This window comes from Achromobacter sp. GQ309 (assembly GCF_059759315.1).
The window spans coordinates 594,048-615,661 of record NZ_JCAXDP010000002.1; the positions used below are offsets into that span (position 1 = coordinate 594,048).

Consider the following 21,614-nt stretch of genomic DNA (forward strand, 5'->3'; position numbering starts at 1 on the left):
GCTACCCCTTTGATGTTGTCGCGTGAACCATTCATGGATGGCTTGCGGTCTAGCGTAGTCATCCCCCGGATGCGCGCTTAGTACCAAACCGCCAGACTTGGTGGTGCCAGGCTCCCGCTGTCAACTGCCCAGCGCGTGCGCGTACAGCGCTGCGACGGCGCAACTGTTGACGCGTGCCTCCATGGAGTCGGACCGGCTCGTCAGCAGCACCGGTACGCGCGTGCCCAGCACCAGGCCCGCCGCGCCGGCGCCCGCCAGCCACGTGAGTTCCTTGTAGAGCATGTTGCCGGCCTCGATGTCCGGCACGAGCAGGATGTCCGCGTCTCCCGCCACGCGCGACACGATCCCCTTCTGGTCGGCTGCTTCGCGCGAGATCGCGTTGTCGAACGCAAGCGGTCCGTCGATATCGCCGCCGCGGATCTGCGACCGGTCCGCCATCTTGGACAGCGCCGCGGCATCCAGCGTGGCCGGCATCGCCGGATTCACCGATTCGGTGGCGCACAGCACGGCCACCTTCGGCCGCTCCACGCCCAGCGCGCGCGCCAGGTCGATCGCGTTCTGCGCGATGTCCGCCTTTTCCTGCAGCGACGGCGCGATGTTGACGGCCGCATCCGTCAGGATCAGCAGCTTCGGATAGGCCGCCACCGCCATCACGAAAGCGTGGCTGATGCGCCGGTTGGTGCGCAGTCCCGATTCGCGCGTCACCACCGCGGACATGAAATGGTCGGTGTGCAGGCTGCCCTTCATCAGCATGCTGACCGCGCCATCGCGCGCCAATGCCGCGGCGGCGCGGGCGGCCAGCAGTTCGTCGTCCGGCGTGTCGATGATTTCCATCGAGCCCGCACGCAGGCCTTCCTGCGCCATCAGCGCGGCGATGCGGCCGGCCGGCCCAACCAGCACCGGCTCGATGTAGCCGGCCTCGCTGGCCTGCACGGCGGCGCGCACGCTGACGGGACAGAGCGGATACGCCACCGCGGTGCGCAGCCGCCCGGCCGCCAGCGCGGCGACGCGCAGCGGCTCGAACAAACGGTCGAAAGCCATGTCTTCGCTCCTGCCGCGGCCGCGCGTGCGGCGGCCGGGTGAATGACCGGCGCGGATCAGGACGACAGAACTCGCCCCGATCCGCGCCGCGCGCGCCCGTCAGCGTCCGACCGGGTCGATCGGCAGCGGCACCTCGCCCGCCTGGAACGGCTGGTTCACGTACTTGCGGTACTTGTCCAGGAAGCGCACCGGCTGCTTGAGCGCATCGCGGCGGAACGGATCCCCCAGTTCCTGGCTGACCATCATTTCCAGCACAGTCGTCTTGCCTTCCAGCTGCGCCTGGCACGCGGCCTGCAACGCCGCGCCGACCTGGTCCGCATGTTCCACGCGGATGCCTTCGGCGCCCATGGCCCGCGCCAGCTCCGAGAAATTCGGATTGAGCAGGTTGCTGCCGACGAAACGGCGGCCGTAGAAGTCCACCTGGTTCTTTTTCTCGGCGCCCCACTGGCCGTTGTGAAACACCACCGCGGTCACCGGGATCTGCTCGCGCACGCAGGTCAGCAGTTCCTGGAAGCTCATGCACCAGGCGCCGTCGCCCACGTAGGCCACCGCCGGGCGGTCGGGCCGGCCAAGTTTGGCGCCGATCAGCGCGGGCAGCGCATAGCCGCAATTGCCGAAGCTCATGGCCGCGAGCATGGAATTGGGCTCGTCAAAACGCAGGTAGCTGTTGGACACCGAGCAGATGTTGCCGATGTCGGTGGACACCATCACGTGCTTGGGCATCGCGCGTTCCAGCTCGCGCAGCATGCGGCGCGGGTGCATGCGGCCGCCGCCCTGCTCGATGATGTCCAGGCTCCAGTCGTCGCGCTCGTGCGACCAGCTGTCCAGCTCCTGTTCCCACTCGGCCTTCTGGGCGGCGATCTCGCTGGCGCGTCCTTCCTTGGTGCGCGTGCAGGCTACATCGCGTGCCTGCAACCGGGCCGTCAACGCGGCGGCGGCCGGCTTGGCGTCGCCGCAGATGCCCACCGACACCGGGCGCACCAGGCCCAGCATGCGGTGGTCGGCGTCGACCTGGATGATGCGCGCGTTCTGCGGCCAGTATTCCAGGCCATGCTGCGGCAAGGTGCCGAAGGGCCCCAGCCGCGTGCCCAGCGCCAGCACCACGTCCGCCTGCGACAAGAGCTTCATCCCCGCCTTGGCGCCCTGGTAACCCAGCGGGCCGCACCACAGCGGGTGACTGGCCGGGAAGGCGTCGTTGTGCAGATAGCTGGTGACGACAGGCGCGCCCAGCAGCTCGGCTAGCGCCACGCATTCGGCCTGGCCCTCCGAAAACAGCACGCCGCCGCCCGCCACGATGACCGGAAACTTCGCCTCGGCCAGCATGCGCGCCGCGGCGTCCAGATCCTCTTCGGATCCCGGCCCGCGGCGGATTCGGCGCGGCTCCGGGATGGCCACGTCGATCTCGCCGTAGAAATAGTCGCGCGGAATGTTCAGCTGCGCGGGGCCGCGTTCGGCCATCGCATTGTCGAACGCCTTGGCGGTGAACTCCGCCATGCGATCCGGCCGGTTCACGTGCGCCTGGTATTTGGTGATGCGCGAAAAAATCGGAAGCTGCTCGGTCTCCTGGAAGCCGCCCAGCCCCATGCCCGACGTGCCGGTCTCGGGCGTGATCGCCACGACCGGGCTGTGCGCCCAGTAGGCGGCCGCCACGCCGGTCACGAAGTTGGTGATGCCGGGGCCGTTTTGTGCAATGCACACGCCGTGCCGGCCGGTCACGCGCGAATAGCCGTCGGCCATATGCGCCGCGCCCTGCTCGTGCACCGTCGGCACAAAGCGGATGCCGGCCGCGGGAAACAGGTCCAGCGCATCCATGAAGGCCGAACCGACGATGCCGAAGACATCCTTGACGCCCTGCGCGACCAGCGTCTCGACAAACGCTTCGCTGGGGGTCATGTGTTGCTTGCTGCTCATGGTCTCTCTCCTGGCGGGCCGGCGCTTGTCCGATTGCTGATTGGCCGGTGTGATCCGATACTGCGCCAGAAACCCGCGGCTTCCCACCCCCGGGCGTTCCATTTTCTGCAGTTTCTGTGCGAGGATGGGCAGCCGATCGCTGAAATCTCAATTATTGAAAGATGAAAGACGAATCCTCCGCCGCCCTGCGCGCGCTGACCTTGCTGGAACAGGTGGCGCGCTCGGCCCAGCCCGTGTCGCTGGCCGAACTGACCGAGGCCACCGGCCTGCCCAAACCCTCCGTGCTCCGGATCCTGTCGCGTCTGGTCGATGCCGGCATGCTGCTGCGCGAGCCCGCCGGTAAAAGCTATGTCAGCGGCCCGCGCCTGGGTGCGCTGGCCCGCGACACGCTGCTCAATTCGCCTTTGCGCGGCGAGCGCCATCGGATCCTGGACAGCCTGGTCGACGAAATCGGCGAGACCTGCAACTGCACCATGCTCGACGGCGACGAGGTCATCTACCTGGACCGCGTGGAAACCGCCTGGCCGCTGCGCGTCAACCTGCAATCCGGATCGCGCGTGCCGCTGCACTGTTCGGCCAGCGGCAAGCTGTTCCTGGCCTACATGCGCCGTGAAACCCGCCAGCGCATGCTGGCCGCCGCGCAACTGCCGCGCTACACGCCTAACACGCTGTGCGATGTGGCATCGCTGGAAGAAGAGCTGCGGGTCATCAAAAAGGAAGGCGCCAGCTTCGACCGGGAGGAATTCCTGCTGGGCATCGTCTGCATGGCGGTGCCCATTCTGCACGGGTCGCGGGCGATTGCGGCCGTGGCGCTGCACGCGCCGGTGGCCAGGTTGTCGATCGATGGCGCCCGGGCGTGGCTGCCGCGGATGCAGGAGGCGGCGCGGGCGCTGGCGGGGACGTATGAGGCGTCCGCGTAACGCCGTTAATCAGCCGTCGCGGTCCTTGTTTGCGACGCCCGATTGCGCGCGCTCCTGACGGCGGTTACGTGCCCCTTCAATCTTCGCAAGCAGCGGCTGCTTCTTCTGGATGACGATTTCCAGGTAGCGTTCCCGGGGCAGGACAAGCCTGATGACGGTGGGCAGCGCCTCGTAGGCGCGCTCCAGCACATCCTTGACCATCGCGTCGTCCTTGAGCTTTTCGGCCGAGACGCTGAGCAGCCCGTCGACCGTCACGCGCTCGATCGTCTGCCAATGCTGTTCGACGAGCGCGCTGCCTTTCTCTGCCGTGGCGCCGGCCAGCTCGCGCCCCTTTTCGGCCGTGGCACCTGCCAGTTCCCTGCCCCTTTCCGCCGTGGCGCCCGCCAACTCAAGGCCCTTGGCCCGCGCACTCGCCGCGGCATCGCCCAACTGGGCTTTTGAGCTTTCGAGCGCGCCTGCCGTGCGGCTGGTCAGCGCCTTTGCCTTGACGGCTGCGCCTTCCCGTAGCGCCTTCAATTTGTCGAACATGATCCACCCTGACGTCGATTGCTTGTTGTGATCGGGTCAGGCCCGCCCCGCAGCCGGCCATGCCCGTCGGCAGATCATACCCACTCAGGCTTTACACTAGCGCGCAACTCAGCCTTTTTCCGATCCCTTGCGGGATCCGCCCCGCCGTGACCGACACCGCCTTTTCCTCCCTCCCCCTCCTGCCGCCCCTGCTCGAAAACCTGAAAACCCTGGGTTTCGAACAGATGACGCCGATCCAGGCGCAGGCCCTGCCGCTGATTCTTGAACGGCGCGACGTGATCGCGCAGGCCAAGACCGGCAGCGGCAAGACCGCCGCGTTCGGCCTGGGCGTGCTGCAGAACCTGGACGTGAACCGCCTGGTCCCGCAAGGGCTGGTGGTTTGCCCCACCCGCGAACTGGCCGACCAGGTCGCGCAAGAGCTGCGGCGGCTGGCGCGCCTGATTCCCAACGTCAAGATCCTGACGCTGTGCGGCGGCGCCGCAGCCCGGCCGCAGGCCGAATCGCTGGCCCGCGGCACGCATCTGGTTGTGGGCACGCCCGGCCGCATCCAGGACCACCTGGAACGCGGCAGCCTGGGCCTGTCGGGGCTGAATACGCTGGTGCTGGACGAAGCCGACCGCATGGTGGACATGGGCTTTTACGACGACATCGTCGCCATCGCCTCGCACTGCCCCGCCAAGCGCCAGACGCTGCTGTTCTCGGCCACCTACCCCGACAACATCCGCAAGCTCAGCGCGCGGTTCCTGCGCAACCCGGCCGAGGTCAAGGTCGAGGCGCAGCACGACGCCAGCCGCATCGAGCAGATTTTCTACGAGATCAACGAAGGCGAACGCCTGGACGCGGTGGCAAAGCTGCTGGCGCATTTCCGGCCGGTGTCCACGCTGGCTTTCTGCAACACCAAGATCCGCAGCCACGATCTGGTGGAACGCCTGCAGGCCGAAGGCATCAGCGCGCAGGCGCTCAACGGCGACCTGGAACAGCGCGAACGCGACGAAATCCTGATTCAGTTCGCCAACCAGAGCTGCGCCGTGCTGGTCGCCACCGACGTGGCCGCGCGCGGGCTGGACATCCAGAACCTGGGCGCGGTCATCAACGTGGACGTGACCAAGGACACCGAGGTCCACGTGCACCGCATCGGCCGCAGCGGCCGTGGCGATCAAAAGGGACTGGCGCTCAGCCTGTGTTCGCCCGAGGAAATGCGCTGGGCCAACCTGATCGAGCAATACCAGGGCGCGCCGCTGAAATGGGGCGACCTCAAATCGCTTCGCCCCAAGGCCGACCGCCCGCTACGCGCCCCCATGGTCACGCTGAGCATCCAGGGCGGCAAGAAGGACAAGCTGCGTCCCGGCGACCTGCTGGGCGCGCTGACCGGCGACGGCGGCCTGACGTTCGAGCAGGTCGGCAAGATCAACATCACCGAGTTCAACTCGTACGTGGCCCTGGACCGGCAGATCGCCAAGCAGGCGTTCTCGCGCATTTCCAACAGCAACATCAAGGGACGGCGCTTTCGCATGCGCTTTCTGGAAGAGTTCTGAACGCATTGCTGCCGAAGCGGATTGAAGGCGGGTTTACACCTTGGCGTTCTTTCCGCCCGGCGGGCACTGACAGCGCTATGGCGTCTTCAGCGCCAACAACGCCTTGGCGGCCTTGGCGGCGGCGGACGTGCCGGTAAAGCCCGCCAGCCAGCCGCGCAGTTCCGCGTCCGCAACCGGATGCGCATGGCGCAGCGACTCATCCAGCAACACCGTGAGCAACGATCCGATACCGCGTGCTTTGTGATCCAGGTGGGGCAACAGGCCGCCCAGCACAGCGATGACGGCAGCAGGCGCCAGCGTCGCCGCGTCGGTGAAGGACGCCGCCCAGCGCGTGAGTACGATCGCCGGCGCGCAGGCGGCGTAGGCTTGCGCCGCGACCGTTGCGTCCACGCGATGCGGGATCACGGCCGCAAAGACTTCCACCGCTTGCGCGCGCACCTCGGCCTGCTTGGCCGACATTCCCAGGGCCAGCAACTGGACCGTTTCCAGCTGCCAGACGCCCGGATGCACGGCCAGGACGCGTAAGACGGCAGGCGCCCGATGCTCGGCCTCATCGCCCGCCGCCGCGTTCATGATCTCCACGCTGGCCACGGCCAGCGGCAGGGTCGATGCCGGATTGGCCAGGCCGAGTTCGGCGCAGACCAGCGCGTGGGCGTCGACGCCTTCGTGGTGCTGCGGCGGGCGTGACGGAATCAGCGCTGGCTGCGTGGCCGTCGGCGCCTCGGCCGGCTCGGCATGGACCACCGGACTCCACCACACCCACTGCGGCGAGCCATCGGCCTTCAATGCGCTCGATCCGCGGCTGCGCCACTCGATCCGCACCGAATCGGTGACCTGCGGCCCCGCGCCGCCGGTCGCCTCGACCACCCTCGCGCGGTCTTCGGGATGTACGCGCAACAAGGCCTGCACGAGATCCACCGGGAGCGGCGCGCCGCTGTCCCTGCCTGCCGCGAATCGGGCCAGCAGGACATCGGCGTCGATCCAGCCCTGCGTGTCGGTGGGCGTGGCCAGCAGCGGCCGGCGCGGCGCCCTGCCTTGAACGATCTCGACCACCTCGCGCAGGCGGGTAATGAAGCTGGGCAGGAGGGACGATTGCTCGGCGCTCGGCAGCGGCTGGGGTTCGCCCACGTTCTCATACACCCACTCGCCGTTGACGACTTGGCTGGTGGTTTTCTGCCAATACTTTTGCGGCAGGAATGGGGCCTTGGGATCGTGCGCCGCCAGCAGCAGTGCCGCCGCGTAGTGCTGGGCGTCGCGCTCCGCCAGTTGGCGTGCGCGCTTGGCCAAGGGCGCGACGGTGGCAGCCACTTGTCCGGACGTTGCCAGCCACGCCAGCGCCAGCTCGAATTCCAGCACGTCGGCGGGCGCTTCCAGCAGCGCCGCATAGCGTTCAAGGGCGTCAGTGTCGGTCCACGGGCGCAGCGGCCCGGGCGAGGGCAAGCCGGTCGGCATGTTTGACGGGAGATGCGCATGGGCGCCTTCCGCGGCCCCATCCGGCAGCAGGACGGCCACCGCCGGCGCCAGCGCGTTGCGCTGCTGCTGCGCCAGGTCTGTCCGCCCCAGCTTCGCAAGAGCCTTCACCGCCGCTCGCTGGACGTCGGCATGCGGATGCGCGAGGCCCAAGGCCAGCGCCTGCGCCACGGATTCGGGTTCGGCACGCGCCTGCGCGCCCAGCGCCTCCAGGAGGCGCACCACAGACACCGCCGCGGCCTTCGAACCCGAGAAAGCGCCGCCGCAGGCGTCCACGAAAGGCGCGGCGTCGAGCAGACCCTGCTTGTGCAGCGCTTCGAACTGCTTCACGGCCAGCGCGACCGTGGCCGTGATCGGCGAGCCTAGACTCTGGCGGAGCAGCGGCTGGTCCGCCGCTGCCTCGTCGGGCGCGGGGGCCAGCGTTACGTACAGACGCGAGAACCAGCCGGCGCGATAGGCGGAGAAATCCCGGTTGAGCGCCTCCAGGCAGCTGCGCAGCACGCGCCGACGATCCAGCGTGCCTTCGTTGGCCAGCAGCACGACCGTGTTGTGCCAGTTCAATTCCTCACGCGAGAACTTGTCGATGTTCGCCAGCGAGATCTCGCCGCCGCCCTCCACCTCGAAGATGCGCCAGAACGCCCCATCGCGCAGCGCATGATCGTGGCGCAGCATGAAGAGGCGCACTTCCTGTTCCCGCCGTCCGCCCAGCCCGCCGACCATCGCCAGCACGTAGTCATCCGTAGGGTCGACCTGCAGCCCGTTGAATAGCTCGTTCAGGCGGATCGGCAAAAAATTCGGGCGCTGGGACCAGCCCTGCGCCATCTCGCGCAAGCGTTTGGGCGAGGCCTGCACCGCGCGCATGTCTTCCGACTGCACGCCCAGCATGGCGTCGTACAGCGTGCGCAACGTTGCGCCCTCCTCGATCAGCCGCGCCGTATCGCGGTAGAAGTCCCAGAGGTTTTTGTAGGGGGTCATGCGAGGGGCTATCCTTCGAGAGATCGCTGCGCGGCGGCAGCGGCGGTTGTGGCCAACGGCGTCACGCGCGGCGCGACGGCTTCCAGACTGCGCAGGGTTACCGCCAGCACGGACGCGCCCTTGCGCCGCGCCGCCAGCGTGGCGGGCAAGACGATCGGCATACCGTAGTCGTTGGACAGGCGCGCAGCCAGTTCGATGAGCTTGCCGGCCTGGGCCAGCGGCTTGCCTTCGGCATCGAGCAATTGCGGCAGCAGCGCCTCCAGCGTCTGGAGCGCGCGGCAGCCGGTGATCGCGCTGATGGATGCGGCGTCGGCCAACGTCTGCGCGAGCCGTCCGGCCAGGGCGAAGCCCTGCGCCAGATGCGCCGCGATCTGCGCGGCGAACGGCTCGGGGTCCAGTAAACCGGCGTCGGCCAGCCGCGCGATTGCCTCAGCCGCCTGCGCGCGCTGTTCGGTCATCTTCGCCGATGCGGCCAGCGCCAAGGCCGAGTACACGGGCTCGCCGGGCGGCAACCGGGACGCGCCCAGCGCCGTCAGCAGTGGCCCCAGGCCGCGCACGTTGATGACCTGCACCGCCGCGCACAACATCGGATGGAAATGCGCGGCCAACGTGTCGGGGTTGGATTGCAGCAGCCAGGCCGTCCATTGCACGACCTGGTCGTAGCCATCCTGCTCGCGCGCCTCCTGTGCGCGGAAAGTGAATTCAGCGGGCACGTCCCCGACATCGAGGGCCGGCGACGCGGAGGCCGCGGCGTCTGTCGCCATCCAGAACGGCTTGGCGCCATCGCCCAGCACGGCCAGGTCGCGCGAAAACGTGCCATCGCCCGGCTCGGCAAGCACGCGCTCCCACCCGACGCGCTGCGCGGGGACGGGCGCCGGCGGGCGGAACGGCGTGCCCTGCGCCCGGCTCGACCGCAGGTCGTGAAAGACGCCGGCCAGCAAGGCCAGCGGCGAATGCGTCGGCAGGTATTGGTAGCCCCAGCGGGAAGTCCAGGTTTCATCGGCCTTCCAGTCGCCAGTCTCTGCGTCGTAGCGGCTGCTGGAGACCGTTTGTTCTTGCAAAGCCACGCCGACGGGATCCGGCTTACCCGCGATGGCCACGACGTACCGGGCATAGCCTCGAAAACTGACGTTTTCCCGGCCCAGCAGCGCGGCGGCCAGCAGGCGGCGCGGCGACGCGTCGCGTTCCTCCCACACCGACTCGATGATCTCGGCGGCGCGGTGTTGCAATGCTTCAGGCAACGATTGGTGCGGACGGACGGCCAGGTAATCGAAGATGCGCGGCAAGTCGGCGCCGTGTCCTGTGCCCTCGAACTGCGCCGCGATCAGCGCGTGTAATTCCTCGTCGCCGCAGATGCCGGGCGCTTGCTCGGGGAGATCCGGCAGCGGCTTGCGGCGCGGCGCCGGCATCGTGATCGCCTGCGATGCACAGTCGCCGCCAACCTTGGCGCGCGCTTGACCGTGCGCCTGACCGCTGGCCTCGGCCGGCTGCGTTTCGCGGGATGGCGTCACCAGCTTGCGCGCCAGCGACGCCAGGTCCAACGGCATGCCGTCCAGCGCGTCGCCCACGATCCGCGAGACGCGATCCTGCTGGCCGGCATCTGTCTTTAGCGCCGCAAACAGCCCGAGCTGGGCCTTGACGAGCTTCTTTTCCGAACGGGTCAAAACGGCGGACCCGGCCTCGATCATCGCGTCCACATCCAACTGTCCGGTGGCGCGCTTGAGCATGTCCAGCGCCAGTCCGACCGCGGTGCTGGGCGCCGTGCCCAGCACCGCAAAGTACGTGTGCTGGCGGGTCGCGATCTCATGCGAGGCCGGATCGGCCAGGCGATGCATGCGCAAATACCACGCAATGGTCTTCGCTGGAAAATCGCGCAGCAGCGCTTCCAACGATTCGGCGAGCAGACGGTCGCGGAACGCGGGGGTGTCCTGGCAAAGCGTGAGGACGGCGGCGTCCCAGGCGGGCCCGGTGCGCTCCATGAGCAGGTAATCGGCGCCCATGCCCTCAACCCGGAACAGGGCCCAGAACTCGCGCTCGATCTGATCGGGGTTGGCCTGCAGATAGGCGGCCATGCACTTGCCATGATCCACGTCCAGCTGTCCGTCCCCGCCGATGGCGCTGAGCTGTTGCACGAAACAGCGCAGATAAGGCATGGATAACGGCGCATCGCCGTCCAACCGGACCAGCGCGTGGCATACCGGCCAGGCCAGATCCTCGGCCCACCAGCGCTGCTCCGCCAGCAGCTCGACGAACGCGGCGCGCCACGGCGCGTCCCGGCCCGCCGCGGCTTCGGTGACAGCCGGCGCCATCTCGACGTGTCGCCCGGCATATTCGCGCTTGCGCACCATGTCCGCGGGCGCCAGCGTGTCCGCCACGAGCTTGGGCTTGCCCAACGCCGCCAACACAAAGCACGCCCGGGGCGTGGGACCTTCCGCGCTGAACAGGCGGGATGGCGGCAAGGTCTTGGCCAGCGCGGCGCGATCCTCTTCGTTCGCGCCATCCAGTGCGCGCGCAAAAGACGCAAAATCCGCCGCGTCGCCGCCGGCGGCCTCGCGCATCGCCGCACGGCGTTCGGTCAGGCAGAGGGTCATGCGTCGGCTCCAGATGCATTAAGCGGGTCAAGAAACAGGCGTACCGCCAGCGTGTGCTTGCAGGGCCCGCGCGTGCCTTGATATTTGGCGTGCCAAGGGCAGGTGCAGCGGTCCAGGACAGGCTCGGCGCCCAGCGCAACCCGGTAGCGCTGCTGCGCCGACTGCACGGAGTACTGCCCCTCGCCTTCCCGCTGGACGCCACCGCCGGCCACCAGCTTGCGTGCGTCGGCAAGCCGCGGATGCAGCGTATCGAGCAGGCCCGCCTGCACCGGCAGCGGTCGATGGAAATACGCGCCGGCTGCCAGATCGAAGCCCACCTGGCCGGAAGACGCCAGCACGCTCAGCGCGGACAGGATCTGCGATTCCGGCAGCAGAGCCCGCTTGGCCAGCCGCGCAATATCGATGCGCGGCTCGAAAGCCAGCAACGTCGATACGAACGCCGCATCCTCATTCGCATCTGCGCCCGCGACCCGATGCAGCACCGCCCCCTCGCCCGAGAATCCGCGCGATTTCTCCGGGCTGAGGCCCAGCGTGACCCGCGCACCCGGCAGCTCCAGCACCCAGGCGCTGGCTAGCGGCAACGCCCCTGCCGCCACATCGGCGCCATACGCGCGCAGCGCCGTGGCATGTCGCAGCAAGGGTTCCAGGACGCGCAGCCGTTCCGGCCCCGCCACGCAGACCGCGCCGGGCGTGGCCTGCGTGGCCAGCCGTAGCGAACGGGCAGCCTGCGTCGCCCACATCACGGTCTTGGTCGCCGACGACCGCGGCAAAGCCTGCACGAACTGACGCAAGGCCGGCCCCGTCAGCGCGTGGCGGCACGCCATGTCCGCCGACAGCATCTGCGTCTCGGCAAAGCCTTTGAGCCAGCGCGCGGGCAGCGGCACTTTCTCTTCGACGATCTCACCCGCCTGCGTCGTCACCCGTAACGCATCGCTACCCACGTTCAGGTGCAGGGCCTCCGACGGGCGCAGCCCCGCCAGCGCCTGGCGCAACGGCGGATTCACGTCCACGTTGGTGACGCCTGCCGCCAGGTGCGTGGCGTCCAGCGCCGCCGCGTCCACGTCCAGGCGCGCATACACGCCGCAGCACACGCTGAAGGACTCGAACCGCAGGCCCTCGGGCGTGGACGTCACGACCGGATCCGCCGCCCGCAGCACCGCCGCCAGCGTGTTTGGCGGCACGTAGAAGCGCGTGCGCGCCACCCGCGCCAGCATCAGCAGCGCTTGCGCCACCACGGCGGGCTGCGCGACGAATCCGGAGAAGAAGAAGGGATGCGCCACCGCGCCCGACGGCGCAAGACCACCGCTGGTGGTCAGGTTGAGGTCGGCCCGGCCCTGCCGCTGGGCGATGTCGGAGGGGGCAAGATAGGCGTAGGCCAGCTCCGTCATGCTGTATGGCTCCTGGACTGCGGCGGGACGCGGCGCGGCTCCTTTGCCGTCAAAGGCAGGGACGAATACGGGCGATCTGGCTGGGGCGCACGCCTGCCGCAGGGGGTCAGCGCCCATGAGACTTTCAGCTGCTTGTTCATTGGGGACACATCTTAACTGGCCTGGGCAGGCGCCCGGCCACCGACTGCGCGCAAAGCTTGTGGGTTTTACACCGGCTTTGCCATAATGGCGCCGCCTGTACGCCCGTATGCTGGATTTTTCGAATGTGCGGCGGGCACGGAACCAAAGGCAAGCGGTGCGTTCCAACTCGGCGCACTGTCCCCCTTAACCATCAAAAGAGAAACTCACCATGATCAAGTCCGATGACACCGGCAAGCTGATCCTGCGCCTGACCCTCGGTATTCTGATTCTGCTCCATGGCCTGGCCAAACTGACCGGCGGCGGCGTCGGCGGCATCAGCGGCATGCTGTCCTCCCACGGCTTGCCCGGGTTCCTGGCCTACGGCGTCTACGTGGGCGAAATCATTGCCCCTGTCCTGCTGATCATCGGCGTCTACACGCGTCTGGGCGGTCTGATCATCGCCATCAACATGGTTGTCGCCATCCTGCTGGCGCACAGCGGCAGCATTGCCAGCATGACCAACAACGGCGGCTGGGCGCTTGAACTGCAAGGCATGTTCCTCTTCACCGGACTGGCCATCGCCTTCATGGGCGCCGGCCGTTTCAGCCTGGCCGGCAACGGCGGACGCTGGAACTGACCTTACGTCGCGCCCGCGCGCATTGCCGCGGGCGATCAAGGCACAGGGGGACCGCATCATGCGGTCCCTTTCTTTTTGCGACGCAAATCACGCGTGTCCGCAGACATTGATACGAACGACATCGACCGTCACGCAGGCGCAATCACTGGTCACGCGAAAGCTGTTTCGGAACGATTACAGTCCCGAACTCGACCCCGCGGCCGTGGCCTAATCCCTATGAGCGCAGGAAAGGCGTATCTCGCGCCTTGCGCCCGGCGGGAGCCGAAATATGAAGAAGCTTGTGTTGTTGTTGATAGCGATGGCCAGTGCCCTGAGCGGCTGCGTGGTTGTGCCGGCCCGGCCGGCCTACTACCGGCCCGCGCCGGTCTATTACACGCCGCATTATTACTACTACCCGGCGTATCCCGCCCCGCATTATTACTATCGCGGCTATTGACCCGCGGACCTGCTGCGCAAAGGACATTCTCATGAACCCATCCTTCCAGATCGCCCGCTTGCGCCCCCTGGCCACTGCTGCGCTCCTGGCGGCCAGCGCGGCCGCTGCCGCGCAGAACGTCTATTCCACGCAGCAGGTGCCGGCTCCATCCGGCGCGAACGTCTATTCCACGCAGCAGGCGCCGGCACCATCCACCTATCAGCCCGGGTACGACGACGGCGACCCCGCCAACGCAAACCTCGCATTGGTCGACCGCAGTCCCGAACCGCCCCCGCCCCTGCCCGTCTATGTGCAGCCGCCCGCCCCGGCCGATGGCTATATGTGGGTACCCGGCTACTGGAGCCGCAACCGCTACGGCTTTTTCTGGGTCCCGGGCGCGTGGGTGCTGGCGCCGTATCAGGGTGCGCTCTGGACGCCAGGATACTGGGGCTTTTCCAACGGCGTGTATCTCTGGAACCCGGGCTACTGGGGGCCCCATGTGGGCTTTTATGGCGGCATCAACTATGGCTTCGGCTATACCGGCCTGGGGTATGTCGGCGGCTACTGGAAGCGCGACCGCTTCTACTACAACCGGTCCGTCACGAACGTGAACGTTACGCGCGTGACCAACGTCTACCACCGCGACATCATCGTCAACAATGTGGACAACCGCCGTGTCAGCTATCACGGCGGACCTCAAGGTGTGCGTCGCAACGCCGACCCGCGTGAACTGGCCGCGCGCCGCGACCGCCATTCCGGCCCCACGGACGTGCAACGCGGCTACATCCGCGATGCGGGCGGCAACCGTGCGCAGTTCTATGAACACAACAAGGGACGGCCGCCTCAGGCATACCTGGATCATGCTGACAACGGCAGACCAGGTCGGGATGGCAGGAATGCGCAAGGCCGTCCCGACAGCGGCCCCACCGCAGTCCAGCGGAGCTTGGGGCTGACGGATGATCGGGGCCGCGACGGTCGGCCGCAAGGGCCGTCGCCGCAGGACCGCCTGCCGCAGGACCGCCTGCCGCAGGACCGCCAGCAGCAAGCGCGTGACCAGCAGGCCCGTGACCAGCTCGTCCGCGATCAACTCAAGAACGACCAGCGGCGGCAGCAACAGGTCCGTGAGCAGGACAACCGCAACCGCCTGCAGAACGACGCCCAGGCCCAACAGCAGCTCAGGCAGCAGCAGATGCGGGACCAGCAGGCGCGCCAGCAACTGCAGCGTGACCAACAGAACCAGCAGGATCTGCGCGATCGGCGGCAACAGGAACAACAGGCGCGCCAGCAGCGCGATCACGATGACCGGGCCAGGCAGATGGCGCGCGACCGGCAGGAGCACGAGCAACAGGCGCGGCAGGAGCGGCAGGAGCGGCAACGTGACCAGCAGCAGTTGCTCCAGCAATCCAGACAGCAACAGCAACGCGATCAGCAGTCTCAGCAAGCCCGCCAACAGCAGCAGCAACAGCTGATTCAGACCCGACAGCAACAACAGCGTGATCAGCAGGCCCAGCAGGCTCGGCAACAGCAGCAGCAGCGGGATGCCCAGCAATCCCGCCCGCCCTCCGTGCGCGACCAGCTCAAGGGCAATGGGCGCGGGCCTGATGGCGGCTGAACTGGACCCTCGTTCGCCTCGCCGCTACAGTAGGCAGCTTGCCGCGGCATTTCCGCGGTCCCGATAGGAGACACCCATGAAGCGCATTGCCCCCTGGATCCTGGTCTGCGGCCTGATGGCCGGGACGTCGGCGCACGCGGCACTTCCCGTGGGCGCAGCCGCGCCGGACTTCAGCGTGCCCGCCTCGCTGGGCGGCAACGAATACACGTTCAAGCTGAACGAAGCGCTCAAGCAAGGCCCGGTGGTGCTGTATTTCTTCCCAGCGGCATTCACGCAGGGCTGCACCATCGAAGCCCACAACTTTGCCGAAGCCACCGACGAATACAAGGCGCTGGGCGCCACCGTCGTCGGCGTCTCCACCGACAACATCGACACGCTCAAGAAGTTTTCCGTCAGCGAATGCCGCAACAAATTTGCCGTCGCGGCAGACAGCGACGGCAAGGTGATGAAGGCGTATGACGCTGTGCACGACAGGCGGCCCGAGTATGCGCAGCGCGTGTCGTACGTGATCTCGCCCGAAGGCAAGATCCTGTATGAATTCACAGACATGAGTCCCGAATCGCACGTGGCGAACACGATGCGGGCGCTGCGGGACTGGAAGGCAAAGCAGTAGGACGGCAGCGCGCAAACAAGATACGCGCGCCGCCTGTCCGCTTTAATTGAACGGCCAGACCGTCGGGTGCGTGCCCGGGGGGCTGGACGGGCGGATCCATCGCGCCGGCGTCTCCGAAAAGCGCGCCGCATGGCGCACGGCGACCAGTTCACCAAAGCCGGACGGCGACGTCTCCATCAGTCCGTCAAATCCAGGCATCGCACAGTCCAACCCGCCGTCCACCCGGCCCAGGCCGCGCAGCCAGTGCGCCGTCTGAGCAAGCGACACGCGCACGTGCCAGCTGCCGCCTTCGGTCGCCTGACGCGCCAGCGCCACCTGCGCGCCGAACGCCATCAGATAACCGGACGCATGATCCAGGATCTGCATGGGCAGCGCTTTGGGCGCGGCCTGGCCGGCCGCCAGCGCTTCCGCGTGGTTGAAGCCCGTGGCCGTCTGCACCAGGGAATCGAAGCCGCGGCGGTTCGCCCACGGGCCCGTCGTGCCATACGCACTAAGCGACACATAGACGATGCCGGGCCGGATGCGCGCCGCATCCTGCGGACCGAAGCCCAGCGCGGACATCCCGCCCGGCCGGTAGCCCTGCACAAAGATGTGCGCGCTGCGCAGCAGGTTGCCCAGCGCGATGCGCCCATCGGCCGTGTCCAGGTCGGCCAGCACAGACAGCTTGCCGCGGCTGGTGTCAATGATGTTGTCGATGTTGGGCAGTTGCGGACTGTTGACCAGCATGACGTCCGCGCCGTAAGCCGCCAGCGCCCGGCCGCAAACCGGACCGGCGATGATGCGCGTCAGGTCCAGCACACGGATGTCCTGCAACGGACGCGCGTTCTGCGCGTACTTGGGCAGCGGGCGCGGGTCGGCCTCGCCGATGCGTTCGATGGTCAGCAGCGGCTGCGCCGCGACGGCCTGCCCTTGCGGGTGGCGGTCCCATTCCTCGAAAGAGCGCATGGCTGACACGACCATGCCGGCATCGGCAGCAACCTGTTCAAAATCCAGCGCCTTCCAGCGGCTCAGCGCGCGCTCCACGGCCTCGCGCGTCGCGCCGTCGCCGGTCGGGCAGCCCAGCAACGCCAGCGCCCCGTCGCGGTGGTGCGCGAAATTGGCGTGGATGCGCACCCAGCCGCCGTCGCCGCAGCGATAGACACCCGTAATCGGATCCCAGATGTTGGGCGTGACCCCGTTGATCGTGAAGTGGCTGCGGCACTCCTGCGCCGCGTGCAGCATGTCGACGCTGACCTGCTGCCGCGCGCCGCCGCGCAAATGCCAGACCTCGGCAGCGGCCAGCGCCGCGGCCGCCATGCTGGCCTGCGCGGCGGTACCCACCGCGAACGAGGAGGGGACGACAGGGTCCGCGCCCGTCAGCACCACGTGCTCCAGCGACTCGCCCGGCAAATCGACCGATTGCCAGAGCTTCTGCAAGACATCCCGGGTCGTCTTGCCGGCGGGTGTTCGTCCCTTCAGAAAGGACGGGCGAAAGTCCATCAGATTTCCCATAGCGTTTGCCTGCTTTAGTCGTTTATTTGCATTACATGGCGCGCCCCACCCTGCGTCAATACGCCCCGCGCGCCAGCGTGTTTCGGGGTTTGACGGCAGAATCCGGCCCGCCGGCCTCCCGCAGGCCTGCCCGCCGCTGCCCCTCGCGCGGGCCCGGCGCAGCGGGTTGCACCGCAACACCCGTCACATCTCCTCGTAGTTTTTACATCGGCTTCCAAGCGCCGCCCGCCGGGGGCAGGGGCAGGCACAGGATAGAATCGCAGCCTCGCCGGCCCGCCCGCCCGGCCCGTCTCCTGGAGCCCTTCCGATGAATACGCTGCTCTGGCTGCGCACCGACCTGCGCATGCACGACAACGCCGCGCTGGCCGCGGCGGCCGAGGCCGGCACGGTCACCGCCCTATTCCTAGCCGCCCCGGGTCAATGGCGGCAGCATGGCGATTCCCCGGCCAAGGTGGATTTCTGGCTGCGCAATCTGCGTGAGCTGTCCCGGGACCTGGCGCAAGCCGGCATTCCCCTGAAGCTGGTGACCGTGGACGACTGGCGCCACGCGCCGCGCGCCTTGGCCGGGTTCTGCCAGGAGCACGCGATCGAACAGGTCCATGCCAACGCCGAATGGGGCATCAACGAGCGGCGCCGCGACGACGCGGTCGCAAGCGCCCTGGCGGACATCGGCGTCGACTGGACCCTGCACCATGGCGCAACGCTGCTGCGTCCCGGCACCGTGCTCAACGGCAAGGGCGAGTGCTACCGCGTCTACACGCCCTACGCCCGCACCTGCCGCGAGCGACTGCGCAGCGCGCCGCTGCGTCCCATCCCCGCGCCGCGCGCTCAGACGCCGCCGCGCTGGCAGGCCGATCCGCTGCCGGAATCGTTCAAGGGGTTCGACGCGCCCAATGACGCCGTGCGGGCGCTGTGGCCGGCGGGGGAAACCGCGGCCAGCGACCGTCTGGCCGCATTTGCCGACGACGCCATCTTTGCGTACAAGGACGAGCGCGACTTTCCGTCGCTGCCCGCAACCAGTTGCCTGTCGCCCTACCTGGCCGCGGGCGTCCTGTCGCCGGGGCAGGCGCTACGCGCCGCGCTGGCGGCCAACCAGGGTGAGATCGACAGCGGCAAGGCCGGCGCCGCCACCTGGATCAACGAACTGCTATGGCGCGAGTTCTACCAGCACCTGCTGGCCGCCTTTCCCGCCCTGTCCATGCACCGGCCCATGAAGCCGGAAACCGCCGCCGTGCCGTGGCGCGACGCGCCCGACGACCTGGCGGCCTGGCAGCAGGGCAAGACCGGCATCCCGATTGTGGACGCCGCCATGCGCCAGATGCTGGCGCTGGGCTGGATGCACAACCGGCTGCGCATGGTGACGGCCATGTTCCTGTCCAAGAATCTACTGATCGACTGGCGTCTGGGCGAAGCGTGGTTCATGAGCCAGCTCGTGGACGGCGACCTGGCCGCCAACAACGGCGGCTGGCAATGGAGCGCCTCGACGGGCGCCGACGCCGTGCCCTATTTCCGCGTCTTCAATCCGTTGTCGCAATCGCGCAGGTTCGATCCGCGCGGCGTGTTCCTGCGCGAATGGCTGCCCGAGCTGGCGCACCTGGACGACAAGGCGATCCACGATCCCAACCCGATGGAGCGCGCCGCCGCAGGCTATCCCGAGCCGATCGTCGACCTGGCGCAAAGCCGGTTGCGCGCGCTGGAAGCCTTCGGCAACCTGCCCGCCGCCTGAGGGGCGTTGAACCCTGAGCGGCGTTGACGTACGTCATTGCCGCCGCCGCGGCAGTCCCCGATCATGCCCTCGCCCATCACAGGACGAGCAACGCATGCGCAACAATCAGCCGGTCAATGACCGGGAATATGTACTACGCGACGAGCAATACCTGATCTCCCGCACCGATTCCCGCGGCCGGATCATCTATGCGAATCCGGCCTTTATCGAGGTCAGCGGCTTCTCGCGCGAGGAACTGGTCGGCGCGCCCCACAACATCGTCCGCCACCCGGACATGCCGCCCGCCGCCTTCGACGACCTGTGGCGCACCATTCAGCGCGGCGAACCGTGGACGGGCATGGTCAAGAATCGCCGCAAGGACGGCGGCTTTTATTGGGTGCTGGCCAATGTCACGCCCATCATCGAGCGCGGCGTGACGGTCTGCTACGCCTCGGTTCGCGTCAAGCCGACACGCGCGCAGATCGAGGCCGCGCAAGCCGCCTACGACAGGCTGCGGACCGCCACCGCGCCAGGCATCCGCCTGCACGGCGGCCAGGTCCAGCCCACCGGGCTGCGCGGCGTCCTGGCACGGCTGACGCGCGGGCGGCTGACCGGCGTGCGCGCCCGCATGCTGGCATGGGCGGTGCTGTCGTCCTTCCTTTTCCTGGCCGCGGCCGGCGCGGCGATCTACGGTCTGCACACGCGCCTGCCCCCCGAGGCATTGGCCTTTGCCGCGGCGTTGACCGCGGGCGGGGTCGCCCTGATCTTTGCGGCGGGCTGGGGCTTTGCCCGGTCCATCGCCGGGCAGCTGGGGTCGGCAACCGACTTCACGCGCCAGATCGCGGCGGGCAACCTGAGCGCGCCGCTTCCCGACGCCCTGCCCCGGGACGAAATCGGCGAGCTGAAGTTCTCCCTGGAAGTCATGCGCAAGAGCCTCGTCAGCATCACCCGCGACGTGCACGCCGGCATCGACGCCGTAAGCCGCACGATCACCGAAACCGATAGCGCCGCGCAGGACAACACCGCGCGTGCCGAGCTGGCCTCACAGGCCGTGGAAAACCTGCGCACCGATGGCGCCCGGTTGCGTGACGCCATCGAAGTGTTCCGCGTGTCCGCCACCGGCGCGTTCAGGCGCTAGCGGCCGCTTCCTTATCCAGGCGCTTGATGAACACCTGCAACTCCTTGACGACCTGCTGGTCGCCCCGCGCCTGAGCCGCTTGCAATCCGGACTCCCAGGCGGCACGCGCGCCGGGCTTGTCGCCCAGCCCGAGGCAGGCCTTGCCAAGCCATTTCCAGGCGACGGAATACGTGGGATCAAACGCCAGCGCCGCGCGCAGATGCGTGGAGGCTTCGGCATAGCTTTCCTGCTCCGCATAAGCCTTGCCCAGCGAATACCGCAGCAGCAGGTTGTCCGTGCCCTTGGCCAGCATCGCCTCAAGCCGCTCGATCATTCCTTCCATGCGGGGCTCCTCTCATCTCTGATCTTCAGCAACACCGCATCATAGAACCGGCATGGCCTCGCGGCGCCAAAGCCCCCACGCCCCTGTCCGGCGCTACACTCGCAGGTCTGCCCCGCGCCCGCGCCGCCGCGCACGGACGCCCGATTTCAGGAGCCCGCATGAGCACGATCCATGATTTCTCCGCCCGCGCCATCGACGGCACGGAACAGTCTCTAGAAGCGTACCGCGGCCGCGTGCTGCTGGTGGTGAACGTCGCGTCCAAATGCGGATTCACACCGCAATATGCGGGCCTCGAGGATCTTTACCGGTCGTTCCACGACGACGGACTGACCGTGCTGGGTTTTCCGTGCGACCAGTTCGGCCACCAAGAGCCCGGCGACGAGGCCGAGATCCAGAGTTTTTGCAGCACCCAGTACGACATCACTTTCCCGCTGTTCGCCAAGATTGACGTCAACGGCGCAAACGCCCACCCGCTGTACCAGTGGCTCAAGGGCGAGAAGCCCGGCGTCTTCGGCACTGAAGGCATCAAGTGGAACTTCACCAAGTTCCTGGTCGGGCGCGACGGCCGCGTCATCAAGCGGTATGCGCCCACCGACACGCCGGCCAGCCTGCGCGAGGACATCGAGAAGGCCCTGTCCGCCCCCGTCTAACGCAGCGGCGGCAGCCGCCTGCGCACCGTGTGCGCCTTGACGATGGCGGTGTTGGTCTCGGCAAATTCGGTCACGCGCTCCAATATGCCGTCCAGATGCGTGATCGACCTGAGCACCATGCGGGCGATGAAGCAGTCATCGCCCGTCACCTTGTCGCACTCCACGAATTCCGGAATCTGCTGGATCAGGCCTTCCACGTGGCGCAACTGCCCGGGCAGCGGCCGGATGCGCACAATGGCCTCCAGCGTATAACCCAGCGCCACCGGATCCACATCCAGCGTGTACGCGCGAATCACCCCCGACTCTTCAAGCCGCCGCATGCGGTCCGCGACGCTAGGCGCGGACATGCCGACCTGCCGCGCCAGATCGGCCGTGGTGGTGCGCGCATTGGCCGACAGCATCTCCACCAGACGGCGGTCGATTCCGTCCAGGACCGGACTTTCATTTTTTAGGTAGTTCTGCATAAATTCCACCCAAAGCAAGGTTGAATCGCGAAAGTGCCACCGCAAGATCATATAAGCAGATTGAACTGCCTGGGATAATTTCTCCATC

General features: G+C 67.7%; 18 protein-coding genes. 9 read left to right on the top strand and 9 right to left on the bottom strand.

Going from position 1 to position 21,614, the window contains the following annotated elements:
* Positions 1-120: 120 nt before the first annotated feature.
* A complete protein-coding gene (locus AC6CIE_RS08040; protein WP_175139206.1) occupies positions 121-1,041 on the bottom strand; it encodes a bifunctional enoyl-CoA hydratase/phosphate acetyltransferase in 921 nt (306 codons plus the stop codon).
* A 99-nt stretch (positions 1,042-1,140) separates the two neighbouring features.
* A complete protein-coding gene (gene xsc / locus AC6CIE_RS08045) occupies positions 1,141-2,952 on the bottom strand; it encodes a sulfoacetaldehyde acetyltransferase (RefSeq protein ID WP_498091927.1) in 1,812 nt (603 codons plus the stop codon).
* Between the two features lie 161 nt (positions 2,953-3,113).
* Between xsc and AC6CIE_RS08050 the strand changes: the two genes are divergently transcribed.
* Positions 3,114-3,872 carry an IclR family transcriptional regulator gene (locus AC6CIE_RS08050; protein WP_175139204.1) on the top strand — a complete coding sequence of 253 codons (759 nt, stop codon included), beginning with the start codon at positions 3,114-3,116 and terminating at the stop codon, positions 3,870-3,872.
* Between the two features lie 9 nt (positions 3,873-3,881).
* Here AC6CIE_RS08050 and AC6CIE_RS08055 read toward each other — a convergent pair whose 3' ends face one another.
* Positions 3,882-4,400, bottom strand: a complete 519-nt coding sequence (locus AC6CIE_RS08055) for a hypothetical protein (RefSeq protein WP_498091929.1) — start codon at positions 4,398-4,400, stop codon at positions 3,882-3,884.
* A gap of 146 nt (positions 4,401-4,546) precedes the next feature.
* Here AC6CIE_RS08055 and dbpA point away from each other — a divergent pair, with 146 nt between their 5' ends.
* Positions 4,547-5,935 (top strand): ATP-dependent RNA helicase DbpA, encoded by a 1,389-nt coding sequence (gene dbpA, locus AC6CIE_RS08060; protein WP_498091931.1) that lies wholly within the window; start codon positions 4,547-4,549, stop codon positions 5,933-5,935.
* Between the two features lie 75 nt (positions 5,936-6,010).
* Here the strand turns inward: dbpA and AC6CIE_RS08065 are convergent, their stop codons facing one another.
* From AC6CIE_RS08065 to AC6CIE_RS08075, 3 genes are read right to left on the bottom strand one after another with little or no spacing between them, the layout of a single operon-like run.
* Positions 6,011-8,380: a DUF6493 family protein gene (locus tag AC6CIE_RS08065; protein WP_498091933.1), complete on the bottom strand. Its 2,370-nt coding sequence runs from the start codon at positions 8,378-8,380 to the stop codon at positions 6,011-6,013.
* Between the two features lie 8 nt (positions 8,381-8,388).
* A complete protein-coding gene (locus tag AC6CIE_RS08070; RefSeq protein WP_498091935.1) occupies positions 8,389-10,971 on the bottom strand; it encodes a DUF6493 family protein in 2,583 nt (860 codons plus the stop codon).
* A complete protein-coding gene (locus AC6CIE_RS08075; RefSeq protein WP_175139199.1) occupies positions 10,968-12,359 on the bottom strand; it encodes an SWIM zinc finger family protein in 1,392 nt (463 codons plus the stop codon). The genes AC6CIE_RS08070 and AC6CIE_RS08075 overlap by 4 nt, the downstream gene beginning before the upstream one ends.
* A gap of 349 nt (positions 12,360-12,708) precedes the next feature.
* Between AC6CIE_RS08075 and AC6CIE_RS08080 the strand changes: the two genes are divergently transcribed.
* The 4 genes from AC6CIE_RS08080 to AC6CIE_RS08095 all read left to right on the top strand — a co-directional run bounded on the left by AC6CIE_RS08080 (position 12,709) and on the right by AC6CIE_RS08095 (position 15,756).
* Positions 12,709-13,116 carry a DoxX family protein gene (locus tag AC6CIE_RS08080; protein ID WP_175121881.1) on the top strand — a complete coding sequence of 136 codons (408 nt, stop codon included), beginning with the start codon at positions 12,709-12,711 and terminating at the stop codon, positions 13,114-13,116.
* 268 nt (positions 13,117-13,384) lie between these two features.
* Complete coding sequence (locus AC6CIE_RS08085; protein ID WP_175139197.1) at positions 13,385-13,552, top strand: hypothetical protein; 168 nt, start codon at positions 13,385-13,387, stop codon at positions 13,550-13,552.
* Positions 13,553-13,583: 31 nt separating this feature from the next.
* A complete protein-coding gene (locus AC6CIE_RS08090) occupies positions 13,584-15,143 on the top strand; it encodes an adenylate cyclase (RefSeq protein ID WP_498091937.1) in 1,560 nt (519 codons plus the stop codon).
* A gap of 76 nt (positions 15,144-15,219) precedes the next feature.
* A complete protein-coding gene (locus AC6CIE_RS08095; protein ID WP_175121884.1) occupies positions 15,220-15,756 on the top strand; it encodes a peroxiredoxin in 537 nt (178 codons plus the stop codon).
* 42 nt (positions 15,757-15,798) lie between these two features.
* On the opposite strand, the gene AC6CIE_RS08100 is transcribed toward AC6CIE_RS08095, so the two are convergent.
* The gene (locus AC6CIE_RS08100) at positions 15,799-17,247 is read right to left on the bottom strand and encodes a CoA transferase (protein ID WP_343738181.1); all 1,449 of its coding nucleotides are present in this window, start codon (positions 17,245-17,247) and stop codon (positions 15,799-15,801) included.
* A 307-nt stretch (positions 17,248-17,554) separates the two neighbouring features.
* Between AC6CIE_RS08100 and phrB the strand changes: the two genes are divergently transcribed.
* Positions 17,555-18,973 (top strand): deoxyribodipyrimidine photo-lyase, encoded by a 1,419-nt coding sequence (gene phrB, locus AC6CIE_RS08105; RefSeq protein ID WP_498091939.1) that lies wholly within the window; start codon positions 17,555-17,557, stop codon positions 18,971-18,973.
* Between the two features lie 94 nt (positions 18,974-19,067).
* A complete protein-coding gene (locus tag AC6CIE_RS08110) occupies positions 19,068-20,090 on the top strand; it encodes a PAS domain-containing protein (protein WP_498091941.1) in 1,023 nt (340 codons plus the stop codon).
* Here AC6CIE_RS08110 and AC6CIE_RS08115 read toward each other — a convergent pair.
* A complete protein-coding gene (locus tag AC6CIE_RS08115; RefSeq protein WP_498091942.1) occupies positions 20,080-20,412 on the bottom strand; it encodes a tetratricopeptide repeat protein in 333 nt (110 codons plus the stop codon). The genes AC6CIE_RS08110 and AC6CIE_RS08115 overlap by 11 nt on opposite strands.
* Before the next feature lie 158 nt (positions 20,413-20,570).
* Between AC6CIE_RS08115 and AC6CIE_RS08120 the strand changes: the two genes are divergently transcribed.
* Positions 20,571-21,062 (top strand): glutathione peroxidase, encoded by a 492-nt coding sequence (locus AC6CIE_RS08120; RefSeq protein ID WP_498091944.1) that lies wholly within the window; start codon positions 20,571-20,573, stop codon positions 21,060-21,062.
* Here the strand turns inward: AC6CIE_RS08120 and AC6CIE_RS08125 are convergent.
* The gene (locus tag AC6CIE_RS08125; RefSeq protein WP_498091945.1) at positions 21,059-21,526 is read right to left on the bottom strand and encodes an Lrp/AsnC family transcriptional regulator; all 468 of its coding nucleotides are present in this window, start codon (positions 21,524-21,526) and stop codon (positions 21,059-21,061) included. The genes AC6CIE_RS08120 and AC6CIE_RS08125 overlap by 4 nt on opposite strands.
* Between the last annotated feature and the right edge of the window lie 88 nt (positions 21,527-21,614).